The following is a 15,732-nucleotide window of genomic DNA, read 5'->3' as shown; positions in this document are numbered from 1 at the left end:
GATACCGGCCCGCAAAGCGCCGCGCAGATGATCGGCATACGTCAATCGATACCCCGGAGTAACTGTCATGAATGAAGCCCAACTGGAAGCCCTGCACTTCGCGGACGCTCCGTCGATCATCTCCAGCGAGCTGCCCGGCCCGAAAACCCGTGAAGCCTTGGCGCTGTCGGCGAGTACCGAGTCGATGGCGCGCGGCGGCGGGCGCATGCCGGTCGCCATGGACCGCGCATTCGGTGCGACGTTCAAGGACCCGGACGGCAACACCTTCATCGACCTGTCGGCAGGCGTAGGCGTGAGCAGCGTGGGCCGTTGTCACCCGCAGGTGGTACAGGCCATTCGCGAGCAGTCCGAAGTACTGATGCATGCACTCGAAATCAACAGCACCCGACGCACTGAACTCGCCGCCAAGATGTCCGAAATCGCCCCAGAGGGCCTGCGCGGCGACTGCATCACCTTCTTCACGCAAAGCGGCAGTGACGCCCTGGAAGCGGCGGTCAAGTTCGCCAAACGCATCACCGGCCGGCACCAGATCATCGCGTTCCATGGAGGCTACCACGGCGTCTGGCACGCGTCCGGTTCGCTGACCACCGGCACCGCTTACCGCAAGGGCTACGGCGCGCAGATGGGCGGCGCTATCCATGCGCCCTACCCCTACGCCTACCGCTTCCCCTTCGACACCACCCACAAGAGCGCCGAGCAGATTGCCGGCGAATACGTCGACTACCTGCTCAACACCCCGTACACCGCTGCCGATGATGTGGCAGCGGTCATCGTCGAGCCGGTGCAAGGTGAAGGTGGCTACGTGCCACCATCGCCTGAGTTCCTGCAATTGCTGCGCAAGGCCTGCGACCGCAGCGGCACGCTGCTGATCGTCGATGAAGTGCAGTCCGGCGCGGGGCGTACCGGCAAGATGTGGGCGGTCGAGCACTCCGGGGTCAAGCCGGACATGCTCACCTTCGGCAAAGGCATCGGCAGCGACCTGCCCATGGCTGGCCTGATCATGCGCTCGGACCTCGCCAGCAAGATCCCCGACGGCTCGATGCCCAATACCTTCGCGGCCAACTCGCTGTCCTCGGCGGTGGCGCTGACCAACATCAGCATCCTGCAGGATCCGCAGCTCGACCTGCTCAATCGCGCCCACACCCTGGGGCTGGAAGCCCAGGAGATGATTCGCGGGTTTGGCAGCCCGTTGCTGGGTGAAGTCCGCGGGCGAGGCTTGATGATCGGTATCGAACTGGTCGAAGACCCGGTCAGCAAAGCCCCTCTGGCGGGCGAAAAGATCGGTCGACTGATGGGTTACCTGCTCGGCCATGGGGTGCTGATGATTCCGTGCGGCCGCTACGGCAACGTGATGCGCATCATGCCGTCGCTGACCATCTCGCGTGCCCTGTTCTTCAAGGCGCTGAATATCTTCGGCGATGCGCTCAAGTCCCTCGAAGCGTGATCGCGCCCAACCCTCAAGGATCGCAAAATGACTGACTACCTGAACCACTTCATCGCCGGCGAGTCTGCCTCGGCCTCCGACGGGCGCCGGATGGAGCTGATCGACCCGGTCACCGAACACGTGTATGCGAGCGCCGCACGCGGCACCGTCGAGGATGTGGCGCGCGCCGTTGCCGCAGCGCATGGCCAGCTCGAAGGTGGCCCGTGGAGCCAGCTCAGCGGCGCTCAACGGGGCCGGCTGCTGGCCAGACTGGCCGACCTGGTCGAGCGTGACAGCGAACAACTGGCCGACATGGACGCCAGCGCCATCGGCAGATCGCCCATGGAACCGCGCCGCATGGACCTGCCGAATGCCATCGCCAACCTGCGCGCAGCCGCAGGCTGGGCCAACCAGCTCGAAGGCCGTACCATTCCCACCGGGGGCTACTTCGGCAGCCCGACCCTGTCCTACACCGTGCGCGAGCCAGTGGGCGTGGTAGGCGCCATCATGCCGTGGAACTCGCCGCTGATGATCACCGTATGGAAGCTCGCAGCCTTGCTGGCGGCAGGCTGCACGGTGGTCATAAAACCCTCCGAGGAGACCCCGCAGTCGGCGCTGCACCTTGCAGCACTGGCGCAAGAGGCCGGCTTCCCGGACGGCGTGATCAACGTAGTCACCGGGTATGGCAACGAGGTGGGCCGCGCACTCTGCGAGCACCCGCACGTTGCCAAGATCAGCTTTACCGGTAGCCCCGAGGCCGGCCGTGAAATCCAGCGCACGGCGGGCGTGCTGTTCAAGCGCGTGGCACTGGAGCTGGGCGGCAAGAGCCCGCAGATCGTGTGCGAGGATGCGGTGTTCGAAGACGCCGTGCGCGGTTGTGCACTGGGGCTGTTCGCCAACCAGGGCCAGGTCTGCGCGGCCGGCTCGCGCATTCTGGTGCACAGCAGCATCGCCCAACGCTTTGCCGCTGCGCTGGCCGACGCTGCGCAGTCGGTCAACGTCGGTGATCCGCGCCAGGACGGCGTGCAGATGGGGCCGGTGGCCAAGAAAGCGCAGTTCGAGCGCGTCAATCGGTACATTCAGCTGGGCATCGACCAAGGCGCCACCTTGCTCGCCGGTGGCGTCTCGCAGCACGAACGCGGCTGGTTCGTGCGCCCGACGATCTTCACCGATGCACGCAACGACATGGCCATTGCCCAGGACGAAATCTTCGGCCCGGTAGGCACGATCATCACCTTCGACACCGAAGCACAAGCCATCGCCCTGGCCAACGACTCCAGCTACGGCCTGGCCGCGACCGTGTGGACCACCAACCTGGTGCGCGCCCACCGCATCGCCGCAGCGGTGAAGGCCGGCGCCGTGGGTATCAACTGCTGGAGCCCGCTGGACGCCAACCTGCCGTGGGGCGGGATCAAGACCAGTGGTATCGGCCGCGAAGGCGGCATCAGCGGTGCGCTGGCCTACACCGAAGAAAAAGTCATCACGGTGCTGCTACCCAGCTGAGCACCCGCCCCTCCCTGACCCCGCCACCGCGCGGCCGTGCGCCGATGCGGTGGCGCCCCCCCCGTGCATCCGTGACTGGAGAGCCTGACATGAACTCGATGAATCAGCCGACGCTCGATCGGTTTCCAACCGCACTACGCCTGTTGCACTGGCTGCGTGCCCTGCTGGTGCTGGGCCTGCTCTGGGCGGGTTGGCACATGACCGGCCTGAGTGACGACGTACCCGGCAAATACGAGCTGTATTATCCCTGGCACAAGTCCTTCGGCATTCTGGCGTTCCTGCTGGCGGTGCTGCAGATCGGCCTGCGCCGCAAGCTGCCGGTTCCCCAGCCGCTGCCCGCACTGGCGCCCTACGAGAGAATGCTGTCCACCCTGACGCAACGCTTGATGTATGTGTTGCTGGTCATCGTGCCGCTGATGGGTTACTCGATGTCGAGCACCTATACCATGAGCGACGGGGTGTTCTTTTTCGGCACCAACCTGCCCGAACTGCTACCCAAGAACGACAACTGGTTCGAAGTCTTCCAGGGCCTGCACAAGGTGCTCGCCTACACCCTGCTCGGGCTGATCGTGCTGCATGTGGTGGGCGCGCTCAAGCATCGGTTCCTTGACCGCGACCCACACAAGGACGTACTGCGGCGCATGCTGTAATTGCAGCCAGGGCGTTGGCGCAATGCCAACGCCCTGTGTACCCAAGCCCTAGAAATTAGCCCACACGATGAACTGGAAGTACGTGTTGGTGCCCGCACTGCCGCTTTGATTCCCGCCGTTGCCCAGCCACTTGTCCGGGGTGTAGAAGCCGATCAGCGGCGACAAGGTGATGTGCTCGGTCACGCTCCAATCCAGAAACAGGTCCACTTCTCGGGCACTGAAGTCCTGTTCGTTGCGCCGCGAGAGCTGGTGGTAGTCGAACACCATGGCGTTGAGTGTCAGGTTCTTGCTCGGCTGCAGCGAAAACAGCACGTCGTTGATCTGCATGTTCGAGGTCACCGAACCTGCGTAGTTGGCTGCCACCTCGCCCTGGTAGCGCTTGCGGTAACCGCCCTGGAACAGGAAATCCCACCCTGCCGAGTACCGCGAATAGCGGTAGCTGAGCGTCGGCTGCCCCTTGACGTCGGCGAAGGTGTAGCCCGCATCGAAGAACATCGCCCGCTGCGACCCCGAGCGCTTTTCCTGACGCGCCACCTCGAAGGCGAAATCGGCGTTCTCGATGCCTGCGTTGCCCTGGCCGCGAATGCTGTAGACGTTCATGCCCTTGCGCTCGGCGCGGTCTGCGAACACATAGCGCTCGTCGACATCCAGGCCGTGAATGTAGGTCGAGCCAATCGAGCCCACGGGCGTGGTGTAGTCGACGGTCGCAACCGCAAGTTCGGTCTTGGACTGCCCGGGGTTATCCGACTTCAACCAGATCAGGCTGCCGTGCAGGCCCTCGCTGCCCCCTATCTTCAACACGGCGGTGTTGCCAAATGACAGGCGCTGGCCAAGGTAGAACGCACCACCACGGTCGAAATGCCCCTCCCGGCCCCCTGCAACGGGGTTGAAGGCCTTGCCTGGGTTGAACCCATCATCGGTGATCAAAAAGCCATCCACGGTGACCAGTTGCCGGCCAAACGAAAAGTCGATGCCGTCCTGGCCCAACGCCGGCATCAGGTCGCCGGAGCGCCAGCCCAGGTAGGCGTCCTCCACGGCGGTACGGCGCTCATTGCCCGCCGTGATCGCGCCGGCATCGCCGTCGCCCCAGGTACCGGAGCTGAGCAAGGCAAAGCCGCCATACAGCGTGCCGGCGCTGATCTTGTCGGTGGCGCCACTGAGGCCGTACTTGACGTAGCCCTCTTGCCAGCGCATGCGCCCAGGCTCTTTCTGCGGGTCGCCGAGGTAGTTGTGGCTGCTGCCGAACCAACCGAAGCCTGCGCTCAAGTCGGCATTCAGTACCGATGCACCATCACCTTCGTTGTACAGCTCGTAAGCCTGTGCGGCGGGGTCCATCGCACAAAGTGCAAGCAGCGAAAAACACCGGGCAAAAGGGGGCGTGCGCATGGGTTCTCTCCTGTTTTTATAGTTGTGTGGCGAGCCCCCAGTGTTGGATGTGCAGCGCGCGAACGGTATCCCAAATCAGCACGAACGGACGGCGGTAGCAGGCGTTATCCAAGGTGGTGCACGCGCCAGCCGGCAAACCGCTCAGGCCGCCTGCGTTGTTGCCATTTTGGGATAGAGGCGCGCTGGGACCTGATCTTATGCTGGGGCCATAACAACGTATAAGAACAGAGGCAGTCGCCATGAAACCGTTGTCGTCCTCCCCGCTTGTCCGCAGAGGCGTTTCGCTGCTGGCCATCGTCAGTTGCCTTGCGCTTGCCCCGGTGGTCCAGGCCCACCATTCCTTCGCGATTTTCGACCAGACCAAAACCGTCACGGTAAAAGGCGTGGTCGGGCGCTTCGTCTGGACCAACCCGCATGTGTCGATCTACTTCGACACCCCCGGCCCACCGCCGCAGCAGCTGAAGATCGAGACCGGCAGCGTCAACGCGCTGAGCCGCATGGGCTGGAAGGCCAGCTCGATCAAAGCCGGCGACACTGCCGAGGTCACCTTCAAACCCCTGAAAAATGGCGACCCCGGTGGGTTGCTGGTGGATATCAAGATCGGTGACGTGGTGATGTCGGGCGGCGGCTGATCAAGCGCTGCTGTCGTCGTATCCCCCTGACCGAACGCCCCAACCGGCTGGAGACGCCTGCAATGAAACCAACCCGCACCCTGGCTGCGGCCTGCCTTGGCCTGAGCCTGGCAATGATGACGTTCAGCGGATCGAGCATCGCCGCCGAGTCGCACGCCAAAGCCCCCAAGCACGCCAACACGCCTGACATCAGTGGCACCTGGGAACGCACCCCGGACGACTGGTTCGGTGAAAACCCGGACGACCCGGTCCACCCTGGCGGGCCGATGGACCTCAAGGCGCCCTACGCCAGTGAGTACGCCGCCCTGAAAAAACGCCAAGCGGCGGCCAACGAAGCCGGCACGCCGCTCGCCACCACCAGCTCGATGTGCCTGCCTGAAGGCATGCCGGTGATGATGGCCGCGCTGTTCCCGATCCAGATCATTCATGACGACAAGCAGGTCATGGTGCTGGGCGAATACCTGCAACAGGTGCGCCGGATCGTCCTCAACGAAGCGATGCCGGCCCTCGACACCCTTGACCCCAGTTACCAGGGCTACTCGCGCGGCCACTGGGAGGGCGACACGCTGGTGGTGCAGACCCAGGGCGTGCGCACCGACGTGATGTTCTACGACGTGCCCCACGGCAAGGACATGAAGATCACCGAGCGCATCCGGCTCAAGGCTCCCGACCTGCTCGAAAACCAGGTACTCATCGAAGACCCGCAGGTGCTCAACACGCCTTACCGCTTCACGTTCGACTACAAGCGCTCGGATTACCGCATTCATGAGTATGTCTGCGAAAACAACCAGATCGTGATCGACAGCGAAGGCAAGACCAGCCTCAAGCGCGATTGACCTCGACGCTCAACGATTGTCTTGCGGAGATGACCGGATGAAATCCTTGATGCCCTCGCTACTGGGCAGCCTGATCGCCCTGCTGCTGGTGTCGCATGCGCGCGCCGAAGTGCCACGCATGCCCACTGCAATCGCGGTTCCCGACTCCGGGCAATTGCCCTTGTCGTCCGCAAGGCGTGCCGGCACCGAGTACGCCGACCTGGAGCGCCATGGCTACGTGGAACAGGAGTTCTACCTGCAAGGTGTCGCCCCGGCGATCGATGCTACCGGCCAGAAGATCCTGGAGGCGCCTTACACCACCCGGATCCTGGTACGCAAACCGGCAGACCCGGCGCGCTTCAACGGCACGGTGGTGATCGAGCCGTTCAGCTGGTTCGGTGAACGCGCCGCTGGCTGGATCCTCACGCGTGACTACCTGCTGCGCCGTGGTTATGCGTATGTCGGCTACACGCTGAACATCAACCAGCCCCCGGTGGACCCTAAGTTCATCTCGCCCACCCCGGCCGACGAAGCCGCACAGATAGCCCAGTACGGGCGCATCGTGAACTTCGAGTTCATGCGCCGCTTCGACTATGCCCGCTATGCGCCATTGGGTGGGTACTTCGACGCGCGGCGCTTTGCACGCGGCGAGGTGCCCGACCCGTTCACTCCGCAATCCCAGGGCATCGGCGCGCAGCTGGCATTACTGCTCAAGAGCAATGCCGCAGACGGCCCGCTGGCCGGGTTGCCGGTGCAGCGTGTCTATGTCGACAGCTGGGCGGTGACCGCCCAGGTATGGATGGACTACCTCGACCAGGGCCGTCACCAGCAATGGCGCATGCCTGATGGCCGGGCGCTGATCGACGCCTACATGACCGGGCGCATGGCGTACGGCGAAGTGGGCGGCGAGGTGCTCCGGGTACCGCGGCAAATGCCCGCAGACGCGCCGTTCGTGACGGTCTACAGCCAGTCGGAACTCATGCACGACGTGATCGAAGGCATCGCCCTGCCGGCCGACACCGACAGCCCCCAGCTGCGCTACTACGAAGTGACCGGCATCCCGCACCTGCGCCTGGCCGACCTGGGCACCGAACATACCGAGCATGTCGCCGCCGACGTTGGCAAGGGCGACGACCCGCAGTGTCGCACGCTGTATGACGAACCGGCCGAGCTGGTGGTGTCGGCACTGCTCGATGGGATGGACCACTGGGTACGCGACGGCAAACCCATGCCCAAGGCCCCACGGGTGGTGCGCAACGGCCGCGTGGCAGTGCGCGACCCGGCGACCGGCAACCTGCAAGGCGGTGTTCGCCCACCCTGGATCCAGGTGCCCAGCGCAACCTACCTGACCGACCAGGAGACCGGCTGCGGCCTGATCTACGACACCAAGGTGGCCTATTCGCCAGATGCACTGCGCAAGCGCTACGGCAGTTTCAGCCAGTACCAGCAGGCATTCGAAGCCGCCAAGCGCGTATCGGTCGAGCAAGGCTACCTGCTGCCGGAGGATGCTCCGGGCCTGGGCACGATAGCCAAGCCCGAGGATTTCTAACCCCTACCCCTGCAAGAGAACAATAAAAATGGCCTCCATACCTGTGATCACCTGGCTCTATGCAACACCGGTGAGTAGCGCGATCAGGGATCTGCTCTGGGTGGTACCCACGGTGCAGAGCATTCACATCATCACCCTCGCGGCGCTGTTCGGTTGCGCGGTGATCTCCGACCTGCGGCTGGCCGGCGTGCTGGCCACCGACCAGCCCCTGTCCGGGGTGATCCGCCGCTACTACCCCTGGATGCGCAACGCGTTGATCGTGCTGCTCGCCACCGGCCTGATCATGGCCATCGGCGAGCCGGACCGCGTACTCGTCAACAGCGTGTTCTGGATCAAGATGGGCCTGGTCATGACCGCTTTCCTGCTCGCCTGGGGCATACGACGCCCGTACCTGCGCCCGGCCGAGCTGGCCCAGGGCACTGACCAGACACCCCCTGTGAAGGCGCTGGCCTGGCTGTCGATCGGGCTGTGGTGCGTGGTGATCTTCTGCGGTCGCTGGATCGCCTACGCCATCTGAAGGCCTTGAGCCCACTTTCAACCTTCTTGCGAGTTTCTTGCCATGGATATTCAGTCATTGCTGCAAGCCGTCGAGGCCTCCTCGCTGGCCACGCTGGTGCGTGAATCCAGCGCTGCGTTTCCGATCCTGGAGTCGGTGCATGTGATCGGCATCGCCCTGGTGTTCGGCAGCATCACGGTGGTCGACCTGCGCCTGCTGGGCGTTGCTGCGCATCGGCGCAGTGCGTTTAAGCTCATTCAGGAACTGCTGCCCTATACCTGGGTGGCCTTCGTCGCGTGTCTGATCACCGGCTCCTTGATGTTCGCCGCCAACGCCACGACGTACCTGCAAAACCCGATGTTCCTGTGGAAGATGTGCGTGCTGATGCTCGCCGGCCTGAACATGGCGGTGTTTCACCTGGGCCCGTTCCGGCGCATCCGCGAGTGGGACACCACCCTGCCGCCGCCCGGCCGCGCACGCCTGGCCGGGTTCAGCTCGATGGCGCTGTGGATCGGGGTGATCTTTCTCGGCCGCTGGATCGCGTTCGTCTGATGGACCGGCCATCGCACCTCGGCTCGAACCTTGGCCTGACCCAGGTACCACCGCGTTCGAGCCATTGGGAAACACTCGGCCTGCTGCTGGCGGTACTGGCGGTGGTTACCAGCGTGGCGGGTTACCTGCTGTTGCGCCCGCAGCAAGTCGGCCCGCCCGTTCCCTTGAGCTGGCAGGTGCGCTCGTTCGATGGGCTCAAGCCGGTCGATCAGGCGATCCACAGTGCGCTGTTGCCTGCCGGTGAAGAAATCATCTGGAACAACAACGATACCGGTGGCTGGATCAGCCTGGAACGTGCCCAGGAGCTGCTGCTGCCGCCGTTCTACCGGGACGGGTTCTGGAAAACCAACGGCAGCGTCCACTGGCAACTGATCCTGCCGGGTACCCACTTGTTCGACGCTGCCGGCACCCAAACCGGCCATGCAACGCCGCCCGCCAGCGACGTCTCCCAGGCCACCCAGGGCCAGGGCACCACGGTGTACTACGGCTCGGGCGGCAGCATGCCGGGGCAAAGCGCCTACCTACTGGTGATCGGGCATGCGCGTGCCGGGGTGATGTGGGCCAACCAGGCGACTATCTGGGTCCACGCCAACCCCAACGCACCCTACCCCGCCATCGTCAAGCCCGAGTCGCTGGTTGGCGAAGGCTGGCGTCAGGTCATCCCTTACGACGGCACCCGCGAACTCGAACGCGTCAAAGGAACCCAGCCATGAACATCTTCGCCCACTACCGCAAACGGCTACAGCGCTGCCTCGCGCTGCTGATGCTGCTCCCCCTCGTCGTGCTGGCCAACCCCGACCCTGCCACAGGCAAGCGCCTCAAAGTCGGCGTGACGCTGCACCCGTACTACAGTTTCGTGGCCAACATCGTCGGTGACCGCGCCGACGTGGTCGCGCTGATTCCGCCTGAGGCCAACCCGCACAACTATCAGCCGCAACCCGATGACATCACCCGCGCGATGAACATCGATGTGCTGGTGGTCAACGGTATCGGCCATGACGAATGGGCCTTCGAGATCCTCAAGGCAGCCGGCAACCGAGACAAATTGCCGATCATCCAGGCCAATGCTTCGGTTGCGCTGATCCCCATTGGTGGTGACCAGGACGGTGCCAAGATCGTCAACCCGCATACCTTCGTGTCCACCACCGCTGCCATCCAGCAGGTGTTCGAAATCGCTCGCGGGCTGGGCGAACTGGACCCGGCCAATGCCAGCGCCTACCGCCACAACGCGCTGACCTACGCCGGGCGCATTCGTGCCCTGCGCGCGCAGTTCATGACCCGGTTTGCCGGCCTTGACCTGTCGAAGTTTCGCTGCGCGACTACGCATGCCGGCTACGACTACCTGATGCAGGAATTCGGCTTGTTCGTAAGCGCGGTCATCGAACCCCGACATGGTGTGGCGCCGACCGCCCGCCAGCTGGCAACCACCATCGACACCATCAAGAAAGCCAACGTGCGAGTGCTGTTCGCCGAGAAGAACTTCTCGATGGGCCTGGCCAAACCCATCGAGGACGCAACGGGCGTGAAAGTCTTCGCCCTGTCGCATATAACCGGCGAGCGCTACAGCGCCGATGAGTTCGAAACCGCCATGCGCGAGAACCTCGAAACCCTGGCTGACGCCGTCGAGTACACACAAAAATGAACCTGCCAACCCAACTGTGCGGCCCCTCCATCGCGTTCGACGACGTTTCACTGCGCCTGGGCGGTACGCAGGTGCTCGACAACGTGAGTTTCAGCGTACCGGCTGGTGCCTTGCATTGCCTGATCGGCCCTAACGGTGGCGGCAAGACCTCGCTGGTGCGCGCCTTGCTCGGGCAGATGCCGCATACCGGCAGCATCCGCCTGCAAGGCAGCGCCAGCCCGCTGGGCTACGTGCCGCAACTGCTGGACTTCGACCGCAATGTGCCGATGACCGTCGATGACGTCATGGCCTTGTTGAGCCAGCGCAAACCGGCCTTCCTGGGCCCGAGCCGACGTGCCAGGGCAGCGTATGCCAAGGCCCTGGCACGCACCGGGGTGGGCGAACTGGGGGCGACCGCGTTCGGCAGCCTGTCCGGCGGCCAGCGCCAGCGGGTGCTGCTGGCCCAGGCAATCAGCCCGATGCCGCGTTTGTTGATCCTCGATGAGCCCACCGCCGGCATCGACGAAGCGGGGGTGAACCTGGTCGAGGGGCTGATCGCCGAACTCAACGCCACCGGCGTGACCGTGCTGTGGATCAACCACGACCTCGAACAGGTCCGGCGCATCGCGCACTCGGTGACGCTCATCAACCAGCAGGTGCTGTTTCATGGCCCTGCCGATCAGCTCGATAGCCACCTGGAGAGCCTGCGATGAACAGCCTCTACGATTTCATCCGCGAGCAGCTACAGGCGCTCGCCGCCAGCCACTGGCTACCGCAACCGTTCGAATACGAGTTCGTGATCAACGCGCTGATGTGCGCATTGCTGATCGGGCCTTTGCTGGGCGTACTGGGCTCGATGGTGATGATCAAGCGCATGGCGTTCTTCAGCCAGTCGGTGGGCAATGCTGCGATGACCGGAGTGGCCATCGGCGTGTTGGTCGGTGAGTCGTACACCTCGCCGTACCTGTCGATGTTCGGCTTCTGCCTGCTGTTCGCGCTGACCCTCAAGTACACCCAGCACCGCACGACGCTCGCCAACGACACACTGATCGGCGTGTTCCTGTCCATCTCGCTGGCCCTTGGCGCCTCTTTACTGCTGTTCGTGTCTGCCAAGATCAACACCCACGTCATGGAGAGCGTGCTGTTCGGCTCGATCCTTGCGGTGGACCACACCGACATGAACGTGCTGGTTGGGGTGTTGCTGGTCTGCGCACTGGTCGGCCTGCCGCTCTACAACCACATGCTGTTGAGCAGCCTGAACCCGAGCCTGGCCCACGCGCGCGGCGTGCGGGTGCGCACGGTGGAATACGTGTTCGTCATGCTGATCACCTTGGTGACAGTCGCCTGTTTGAAGATCATCGGGGCGGTGCTGGTCGAGGCGCTGCTGCTGATACCGGCAGCTGCCGCGCGCAATGTCACCCGCTCACTGCCCGCCCTGGTCGGCCTGGCCGTGCTGATCGCGACCTTCGCCTGCGTGGCCGGCATCCTGCTGCCCATGCAGTTCCACATTCCGGTGCCTACCGGTGGCGCCATCGTGCTGGTCGCCGCGCAGGTCTTCCTGGTCACCCTCATCATCCGCGCGACCTTCTCGCGCTTCAGAGGCGCGAGTGTATGAAACGAATCAAGCGTTCACCCAAACCCTGGCTGGCGGCACTTGCCCTGCTGTTGAGTATGTCACTCTGCGCGCATGCCGACACCCATCGCCAGCGGGTACTCGTGGCGCTGCCGGCGGTGTACGCGATCACCGCGGCGCTCAGCGAAGGCACGCAGATCGACGTGGTGCGCGTGCCACCGGACCTGTCGGTGCCGATGCAAAGCCAGGCCAATGCGCTGTCGCGCCTGGCCCCCTCGGTGTTCCAGCAAGCCGACGCGGTGGTGACCCTCACCAGCCTGTGGCGCGCGGACCCCTTGTTTGCAGCCGCACGCCACCACAACCTGCGCATCATCGAGATCGACGCATCGCGCTCATGGGAGCCGATCCGGCCGGGGGTCGCCGTGGCCCGGGTACCGGCGAACGACGTGCCCTGGGCCCGCGCAGGCAACCCGGACAGCGGCCTTTCGCCCTACCCCTGGCTGGGCCCGATCAACGGCATGCGCATGGCCGCCCTGATTGCTGTGGACCTTGCGCGCCTGGCGCCGGCAGATGCAGCGCGCATCGAGGGCAACCTCGCTGCGCTGGAGAGCCGCCTGCGCGAGCTGAAGGCGACCTACGGGGCGAGAATGGTGGCACTGCCCGATGTTCGCGTGCTGTCACTGGCCAATGAGTTCATCTACCTGTTCGGCGAATTCGGCGTGTTCGTCGACGGCTGGTTCGCGCGCCAGGACATCGAGTGGAGCGATGCCGACCGCAGCGCCCTCACCCAGTACCTGCACGAGCGTGACATCCGCGTGGTGGTCCACAAGTGGGCACCGGATGAAAAAATCGCCAGGGCCATCAGTGACGCCGGTGCTCAGCTGTTGATTCTGGACACCGGCAACCCCGGCATCCTGGCCGACCCCAAAACCCGCTACGAAGCCCTGCTGCGGGCAAACCTGGATGCCTTGCTGGCAGCGTTCAGCGCGCAAGGCAGCACCACTGCCGGTGCTGCCCCCTCCCCCGACTCAACGACAACGTCGACCCTGGAGCCACACCTCAAATGAAACCTTTCGGTGCAGTACCTCGGCTCGTGATGGCGAGCACCCTTTTATGCGGCCAGGCAGCGTTCGCCCATGGCCCGGTTTTCGACTGCTACATCGAGCACGACGACTGGGTCAAATGCGAGGCCGGATTCACTGATGGCAGCTCGGCTGTCGGGCGCAAGGTCCAGGTCCGCGACCTGAGCAACAAAGTCCTGCGCGAAGGCGATGTCGGCCCCGACAGCACCTATTCGTTCCAGGCCCCAACCGGTGCCTACTCCGCGATATTCCACGGTGGCGAAGGCCACGAAACGGTTATCCAATCCACCGATATCACCAGGTGACCCCGGCATGAACCTCAAACGACTTTGCAAGATGCTCGGCAGCGCCAGCGCGCTGTGCCTGGCCTGCGCGGCCCAGGCGCATTTCCAGGTGCTGTATGTCGACGACACGGCGTTACAGCGGGCAGCCCCTGTGGAACTTGCGGCCGTCTTCACCCACCCCTTCAGCGGCGGGCCGACCATGGCCATGGGCAAGCCGCGCCTGTTCACCCACACCGGCGCAGACGGCAAGCAGACCGACCTGCTCGGCTACCTGCACCCGATCCAATGGCAAAGCCTGGAAAACCGCGCAGCGGCCTATCGCGCCTCGGTACCGCGCGAACTCATGCGCGCCATGGGCGACCATACCTTCCTGCTCGAACCCGAGCCCTATCTGGAGGCCGAAGAAGGCCTGTACATCCAGCAGTTCACCAAGTTGATCGTCAACGTGGGTGGCGTGCCAGGCAACTGGTCCGAACCCCAGGGGCAACCGGTCGAGATCCAGCCACTCAGCAAACCCTACGCCAACTGGACCGGTGGGGTGTTCCGCGCGCGGGTGCTGGCAGACGGCAAGCCGGTGCCCTATGCCAAGGTCGAGATCGAATACCTGAACCATCCAATGGACCTCAAGGCCAATGCCTTCGGCCCGCAGGCCCTGGTCAAAGCCCCCCAGGCTTCATTCAACACCCTGAGCACCTATTCGGACGATCTGGGCATCGTCACCATCGGCCTGCCACGGGCCGGGTGGTGGGGCATCGCCGCACTTGACATCGGCGCGACAAAAACCCACAACGGGAAACCGCTGTCGCAGGACGCTGTGCTCTGGATCCAGGCCACCGATATGTGAACACGAGGTAATCCGGGATGGACAAGTCGCATGAAGACGACCAGAACAACCACCTCGCCGCCCACGGGCAGCGCATTCTAGACAGCGGCGCGCTTGGCAAGTCCCGGCAGACCCTGCGGCTTTTCGAACTGCTGCTTGAGCGGTCCCTGAGCGGGGCCGCTACCAAGGAAGTCGAGATTGCGCAGATCGTGTTCGGCAAATCCATCGACGCCGATCTGGCGGCTGACGCGACCGTGCGCGTGCATGTGCATCGGCTGCGCAAAAAACTCGATGATCTGCCGGCCGATGCGCACGGCGAACGGCTGGTGCTGCCGCGTGGCGAGTATCGCCTGGTGGTCGCGGTGGCCCAGGCGCAAGGCGCGGCCCCGGGTCTTGCACGCCGAACCTTGCGCGCCTGGCCCTACCTTGCGTGCGCGGCGTGCGTGCTGCTCAACGCACTGGGTTGGTTCTGGCTGACGGGCGATACGGCCGACGCGCGTGTACAGAGCGTGCTGTGGCGTGGGTTGAGCGACGATGCGAACCCGGTGCTGGTGGTGTCCGGTGACTTCTTCGTGTTCGGCGAACAGGGCGCCGACGGCCGCGTTCAGCGCATGATCGCAGACCCTGCGATTGCTTCGAGCGAGGCGCTCAGCCAGTACCTGCAAAAGGCCCCTCCCGCCGCGCACTATGTCGATATGAACACCTCGCACCTGCCTAATGGGCTGGCATCGGCCCTGGTGTCGGTGACGCCCATCGTGGCGGCGACCAGGCCTGGCAAGCCGGGCCTGATCAAGCAGGTCACCACGTCACGCTTCACCAACGAAATGCTCAGCGCTCACGATATCGTCTACGTCGGCCTGCTCGATACCCTTGGCGAGCTGCAGGAGCCGTTCTTCGATGCTTGCGGTTTTGCCCTGTCGCCTGGTGGCGACACGCTGATCGACCTGAACAGCGCTAGCCGGTTTCAGTCCGACTGGGATGAGCCTACCACCGACCGGATCATGCGCCGTGATTACGCCTACCTGGCGCGCTTCCCGGGGCCTGCCGGCAATCAGGTGGTGATGGTGGCCGGGCTCATGGACCCGGCGCTGGTGGAGGCTTCGAAAATTGCCGCAGACAGGGCCGCGCTCGAGCGCTTGCAGGCCCAGCTAGGGGATAGCCAGGCGTTCGTTGCGCTGTACGAGGTGCGCACCTTCGGCCCCTCGAATGTCTCGGCGCAACTGCTGATGGTTCGCCCGCTGGATGTCACACGGATGTGGCGCGCAGGAGGCGCATCCAGCACTGCGGGCGAGCCCGATTCCAGTGCTCAGGGGGCGGCTGGTACCGCCCCCTGAGCATCAGGC

Annotated in this window: 17 protein-coding genes; 16 read left to right on the top strand and 1 reads right to left on the bottom strand. The window is 64.3% G+C overall.

Annotated elements, in window-relative coordinates; genetic code table 11:
- Positions 1-67 precede the first annotated feature (67 nt).
- The 3 genes from ACPFMA_RS12820 (at position 68) to ACPFMA_RS12810 (ending at position 3,576) form a co-directional block, all read left to right on the top strand.
- Positions 68-1,444: an aspartate aminotransferase family protein gene (locus ACPFMA_RS12820; protein WP_425930406.1), complete on the top strand. Its 1,377-nt coding sequence runs from the start codon at positions 68-70 to the stop codon at positions 1,442-1,444.
- A 27-nt stretch (positions 1,445-1,471) separates the two neighbouring features.
- Entirely contained in the window at positions 1,472-2,926 is a 1,455-nt protein-coding gene (locus tag ACPFMA_RS12815) for an aldehyde dehydrogenase family protein (RefSeq protein ID WP_425930405.1), read from the top strand.
- Between the two features lie 89 nt (positions 2,927-3,015).
- Positions 3,016-3,576 carry a cytochrome b gene (locus ACPFMA_RS12810; protein WP_425930404.1) on the top strand — a complete coding sequence of 187 codons (561 nt, stop codon included), beginning with the start codon at positions 3,016-3,018 and terminating at the stop codon, positions 3,574-3,576.
- A gap of 48 nt (positions 3,577-3,624) precedes the next feature.
- Here ACPFMA_RS12810 and ACPFMA_RS12805 read toward each other — a convergent pair whose 3' ends face one another.
- Complete coding sequence (locus tag ACPFMA_RS12805) at positions 3,625-4,962, bottom strand: hypothetical protein (RefSeq protein WP_425930403.1); 1,338 nt, start codon at positions 4,960-4,962, stop codon at positions 3,625-3,627.
- A gap of 239 nt (positions 4,963-5,201) precedes the next feature.
- On the opposite strand from ACPFMA_RS12805, the gene ACPFMA_RS12800 reads away from it, so the two are divergent.
- The 13 genes from ACPFMA_RS12800 to ACPFMA_RS12740 all read left to right on the top strand — a co-directional run bounded on the left by ACPFMA_RS12800 (position 5,202) and on the right by ACPFMA_RS12740 (position 15,723).
- On the top strand, positions 5,202-5,594 hold the full coding sequence (locus ACPFMA_RS12800) for a DUF6152 family protein (RefSeq protein WP_425930402.1): 393 nt from the start codon (positions 5,202-5,204) through the stop codon (positions 5,592-5,594).
- Positions 5,595-5,656: 62 nt separating this feature from the next.
- Positions 5,657-6,430: a hypothetical protein gene (locus tag ACPFMA_RS12795; protein WP_425930401.1), complete on the top strand. Its 774-nt coding sequence runs from the start codon at positions 5,657-5,659 to the stop codon at positions 6,428-6,430.
- Between the two features lie 37 nt (positions 6,431-6,467).
- Positions 6,468-7,958 carry an alpha/beta hydrolase domain-containing protein gene (locus ACPFMA_RS12790; RefSeq protein ID WP_425930400.1) on the top strand — a complete coding sequence of 497 codons (1,491 nt, stop codon included), beginning with the start codon at positions 6,468-6,470 and terminating at the stop codon, positions 7,956-7,958.
- 28 nt (positions 7,959-7,986) lie between these two features.
- Positions 7,987-8,475 (top strand): DUF6644 family protein, encoded by a 489-nt coding sequence (locus ACPFMA_RS12785; protein ID WP_425930399.1) that lies wholly within the window; start codon positions 7,987-7,989, stop codon positions 8,473-8,475.
- A gap of 57 nt (positions 8,476-8,532) precedes the next feature.
- Positions 8,533-9,006, top strand: a complete 474-nt coding sequence (locus tag ACPFMA_RS12780) for a DUF6644 family protein (RefSeq protein ID WP_425930398.1) — start codon at positions 8,533-8,535, stop codon at positions 9,004-9,006.
- Positions 9,006-9,719 (top strand): hypothetical protein, encoded by a 714-nt coding sequence (locus tag ACPFMA_RS12775; RefSeq protein ID WP_425930397.1) that lies wholly within the window; start codon positions 9,006-9,008, stop codon positions 9,717-9,719. The genes ACPFMA_RS12780 and ACPFMA_RS12775 overlap by 1 nt, the downstream gene beginning before the upstream one ends.
- Entirely contained in the window at positions 9,716-10,648 is a 933-nt protein-coding gene (locus ACPFMA_RS12770) for a metal ABC transporter solute-binding protein, Zn/Mn family (RefSeq protein WP_425930396.1), read from the top strand. The genes ACPFMA_RS12775 and ACPFMA_RS12770 overlap by 4 nt, the downstream gene beginning before the upstream one ends.
- Positions 10,645-11,340 carry a metal ABC transporter ATP-binding protein gene (locus tag ACPFMA_RS12765; RefSeq protein ID WP_425930395.1) on the top strand — a complete coding sequence of 232 codons (696 nt, stop codon included), beginning with the start codon at positions 10,645-10,647 and terminating at the stop codon, positions 11,338-11,340. The genes ACPFMA_RS12770 and ACPFMA_RS12765 overlap by 4 nt, the downstream gene beginning before the upstream one ends.
- Positions 11,337-12,242 (top strand): metal ABC transporter permease, encoded by a 906-nt coding sequence (locus ACPFMA_RS12760; RefSeq protein ID WP_425930394.1) that lies wholly within the window; start codon positions 11,337-11,339, stop codon positions 12,240-12,242. Before ACPFMA_RS12765 ends, ACPFMA_RS12760 begins: the two co-directional genes overlap by 4 nt.
- Entirely contained in the window at positions 12,239-13,267 is a 1,029-nt protein-coding gene (locus tag ACPFMA_RS12755; RefSeq protein ID WP_425930393.1) for a metal ABC transporter solute-binding protein, Zn/Mn family, read from the top strand. Before ACPFMA_RS12760 ends, ACPFMA_RS12755 begins: the two co-directional genes overlap by 4 nt.
- The gene (locus tag ACPFMA_RS12750) at positions 13,264-13,587 is read left to right on the top strand and encodes a hypothetical protein (RefSeq protein ID WP_425930392.1); all 324 of its coding nucleotides are present in this window, start codon (positions 13,264-13,266) and stop codon (positions 13,585-13,587) included. The genes ACPFMA_RS12755 and ACPFMA_RS12750 overlap by 4 nt, the downstream gene beginning before the upstream one ends.
- 7 nt (positions 13,588-13,594) lie before the next feature.
- The gene (locus ACPFMA_RS12745) at positions 13,595-14,410 is read left to right on the top strand and encodes a DUF4198 domain-containing protein (protein ID WP_425930391.1); all 816 of its coding nucleotides are present in this window, start codon (positions 13,595-13,597) and stop codon (positions 14,408-14,410) included.
- A gap of 17 nt (positions 14,411-14,427) precedes the next feature.
- Positions 14,428-15,723 carry a helix-turn-helix domain-containing protein gene (locus tag ACPFMA_RS12740; protein ID WP_425930390.1) on the top strand — a complete coding sequence of 432 codons (1,296 nt, stop codon included), beginning with the start codon at positions 14,428-14,430 and terminating at the stop codon, positions 15,721-15,723.
- Positions 15,724-15,732: the final 9 nt, after the last annotated feature.

Origin of the sequence: Pseudomonas sp. NyZ201 (assembly GCF_049860765.1) — a bacterium.
GTDB lineage: Bacteria > Pseudomonadota > Gammaproteobacteria > Pseudomonadales > Pseudomonadaceae > Aquipseudomonas > Aquipseudomonas bharatica.
The sequence above is the reverse complement of the archived record's forward strand: the minus strand, read 5'-3'. Positions and strand labels throughout refer to the sequence as shown.

What these genes read in the sequence shown, in the direction of transcription:
- ACPFMA_RS12820 (WP_425930406.1), top strand. Translation starts at nt 68, where the DNA reads ATGAATGAAGCCCAACTGGAAGCCCTGCACTTCGCGGACGCTCCGTCG.
- ACPFMA_RS12815 (WP_425930405.1), top strand. Translation starts at nt 1,472, where the DNA reads ATGACTGACTACCTGAACCACTTCATCGCCGGCGAGTCTGCCTCGGCC.
- ACPFMA_RS12810 (WP_425930404.1), top strand. Translation starts at nt 3,016, where the DNA reads ATGAACTCGATGAATCAGCCGACGCTCGATCGGTTTCCAACCGCACTA.
- ACPFMA_RS12805 (WP_425930403.1), bottom strand. Translation starts at nt 4,962, where the DNA reads ATGCGCACGCCCCCTTTTGCCCGGTGTTTTTCGCTGCTTGCACTTTGT.
- ACPFMA_RS12800 (WP_425930402.1), top strand. Translation starts at nt 5,202, where the DNA reads ATGAAACCGTTGTCGTCCTCCCCGCTTGTCCGCAGAGGCGTTTCGCTG.
- ACPFMA_RS12795 (WP_425930401.1), top strand. Translation starts at nt 5,657, where the DNA reads ATGAAACCAACCCGCACCCTGGCTGCGGCCTGCCTTGGCCTGAGCCTG.
- ACPFMA_RS12790 (WP_425930400.1), top strand. Translation starts at nt 6,468, where the DNA reads ATGAAATCCTTGATGCCCTCGCTACTGGGCAGCCTGATCGCCCTGCTG.
- ACPFMA_RS12785 (WP_425930399.1), top strand. Translation starts at nt 7,987, where the DNA reads ATGGCCTCCATACCTGTGATCACCTGGCTCTATGCAACACCGGTGAGT.
- ACPFMA_RS12775 (WP_425930397.1), top strand. Translation starts at nt 9,006, where the DNA reads ATGGACCGGCCATCGCACCTCGGCTCGAACCTTGGCCTGACCCAGGTA.
- ACPFMA_RS12770 (WP_425930396.1), top strand. Translation starts at nt 9,716, where the DNA reads ATGAACATCTTCGCCCACTACCGCAAACGGCTACAGCGCTGCCTCGCG.
- ACPFMA_RS12765 (WP_425930395.1), top strand. Translation starts at nt 10,645, where the DNA reads ATGAACCTGCCAACCCAACTGTGCGGCCCCTCCATCGCGTTCGACGAC.
- ACPFMA_RS12760 (WP_425930394.1), top strand. Translation starts at nt 11,337, where the DNA reads ATGAACAGCCTCTACGATTTCATCCGCGAGCAGCTACAGGCGCTCGCC.
- ACPFMA_RS12755 (WP_425930393.1), top strand. Translation starts at nt 12,239, where the DNA reads ATGAAACGAATCAAGCGTTCACCCAAACCCTGGCTGGCGGCACTTGCC.
- ACPFMA_RS12750 (WP_425930392.1), top strand. Translation starts at nt 13,264, where the DNA reads ATGAAACCTTTCGGTGCAGTACCTCGGCTCGTGATGGCGAGCACCCTT.
- ACPFMA_RS12745 (WP_425930391.1), top strand. Translation starts at nt 13,595, where the DNA reads ATGAACCTCAAACGACTTTGCAAGATGCTCGGCAGCGCCAGCGCGCTG.
- ACPFMA_RS12740 (WP_425930390.1), top strand. Translation starts at nt 14,428, where the DNA reads ATGGACAAGTCGCATGAAGACGACCAGAACAACCACCTCGCCGCCCAC.